This window comes from Cupriavidus pauculus (genome assembly GCF_002858765.1).
Taxonomy (GTDB): Bacteria; Pseudomonadota; Gammaproteobacteria; order Burkholderiales; family Burkholderiaceae; genus Cupriavidus; species Cupriavidus pauculus_B.
Genome location: NZ_PJRP01000004.1, coordinates 167,329 through 169,333, shown reverse-complemented (window position 1 = coordinate 169,333; position 2,005 = coordinate 167,329). Strand labels below are relative to the sequence as shown.

Genomic DNA, 2,005 nt, shown 5'->3' with positions numbered 1-2,005 from the left:
GGCCGTTCTCAGTCGGATACCAGGTCTGCAACGGCGGTCGTCCCTGATCGACCCATAAGAGCCATCCGGTCATCAGCAGCACAGCACTTTGACATGGGTGGCCGTTTCATCTTCGATCGCCCTAAAACCCAGTCGAGAATAGAAGGCAGCGGCGGATTCAGTATCGGTTGAAAGCCGGACTTGACGGAAATGTAGCGATGCATGCTGAAGAAGCTCAAGAACGAGGGCTTCACCTATGCCGCGACGCCGAAAGACCTTTGCAACATAGAGACGACGCAGTCGCGCTGTAAAGCCGTCCATGACGTACGGGTCAACGTTCAAACCTCCGATTCCTACGAGGGTTTCGTTGTCAATGATCCCGAAGAGACACTCGCCAGGCTTGTCGAACCTGTTGGTTCCGGCGCGCCACTCGTCGATCAAGCGCCCAACAAAATTGAACCCTTGCGCTGAAGCCTCGCGCTCCAGATCATCTATTTGTGGTGGAAGGACAGTTAACCGATTGATCGAGAGCATGTTGTGTCTTCGCAGCAGGCAGAACGCAATGTTAGCGAGTCGACCGTCCGCTCGCCAGCAATTCGCAGGGCCTTGGCGAACGGCGGAAACTGGCCGGATCCCGACGCCGGATCTTCAATGACCGTTGTAAGGCTTTTGACCGGCAACACGCTGCTCAAAAGTCTGGCGCTTCAGGCCAGCACCACCGCCCTACAGGGGTATCCGTCAATGCTGTGCCGCACAATGAGTGCAGGAACATTGGCTTGGCTCTCTGCAAGTTTCGGCCGCCCCAAACGTGCAAATTTCGATTGGCGTTGACAACATCCCCCCTTCCTCGACCTTCGATCGCTGCCTGTCGGCAGAAAGGAAGGGGATTCCGACGGCGCTTCGCGGTGAACTGCGCAGCCACTTCGGTAGGTCCCTGCTTCGCAGAGCGGCCTGACTGCACCGGCTCTCCACAGGCTGCAACGCGGCGTCCCCGCGCCAGAACATTGATCGCGCCGACGACGTCGGCGTTTCCTTCGAAACCGCATTCGATGCAGGCGAACCACGCTTGCGTAAGCCGGTTGTCCGCACTCACGCTAGTGCATGCCGGACATGTTCGGTTCGTGTTCTCAGGTGGCACTCTGATAAGCCAGCCGTCGTTCCACGCCAACTTGTACTCCAGTTGGCGGCAGAATTCGAACCAGCCCTGGTCCAAAATCGCTTTGTTCAGGCCGGACTTGGCCCGAACGTGCCTGCCCGGCTTCTCGGCACTGCCCGCCGCCGACCTGGACATATTTCGTACCTGCAGGTCTTCGATACACACGAGCGCATGGTTTTGGCTGATCGTGGTCGTGGCCTTGTGCAGGTAGTCGCGGCGGGCGTTCCCGATGCGTGCGTGAATGCGCCGGACGCGGGCTTTCGCCTTCTGCCAGTTGTTGCTGAATTTCTGCTTGCGACTCATCGCCCGCTGCGCCCGGCGTAGCTGGGCTTCGTGCCGCTTGACGGAAGCGCTGAGCCCCTGATACCGCTCCTACTGATCTTGGGGGTACTCAATCTACCGCATGCTTGATAAGCGCGCCGACCTTCGGCGCGCTTAGTGCGCACTCCCGCCATCCGCAATGCCGTCCTATGGTCCGGCGCCGCCCGGGACGTTGCCGCCCGCCCGACACCCGACACCTTTCTGTTGGCGCCAGCCCACCACTCCGCAGGCCCCAGGCATCCCCCGCCCTACCGGCGCGCATCGCACCGTTCCCCGCCAGCCCTTTCCCCACAACGATCCGCCAACTTTTTTCGGGTCCGTGGCACGCGCTGGCACGCTTGCTGCGATATCTGGTCCGAGCGCGACACCAACCCGATGCTCATCACCGAGACCCAACGTAGCACCTTCCTCATCCAGGAGACCATCATGACCAAGCTGACCATCAAGGACCTGTCCTCGACCGAAACCCTCGACGCCAAGGCGCTGCAGGCCGTACGCGGCGGCATCGCCATCATGCCGATCACCACCGTCTACAGCCCGTTCAAGCTG

Annotated in this window: 1 protein-coding gene and 1 pseudogene; both read right to left on the bottom strand. The window is 60.4% G+C overall.

Translation table 11 applies throughout. The features are described 5' to 3' along the window. Positions 1-72: 72 nt before the first annotated feature. Entirely contained in the window at positions 73-513 is a 441-nt protein-coding gene (locus CYJ10_RS11830; protein ID WP_101680350.1) for a GNAT family N-acetyltransferase, read from the bottom strand. A gap of 388 nt (positions 514-901) precedes the next feature. Further along, positions 902-1,483, bottom strand: a pseudogene (locus CYJ10_RS11825) (RNA-guided endonuclease InsQ/TnpB family protein); the annotation flags it as partial. Positions 1,484-2,005 lie beyond the last annotated feature (522 nt).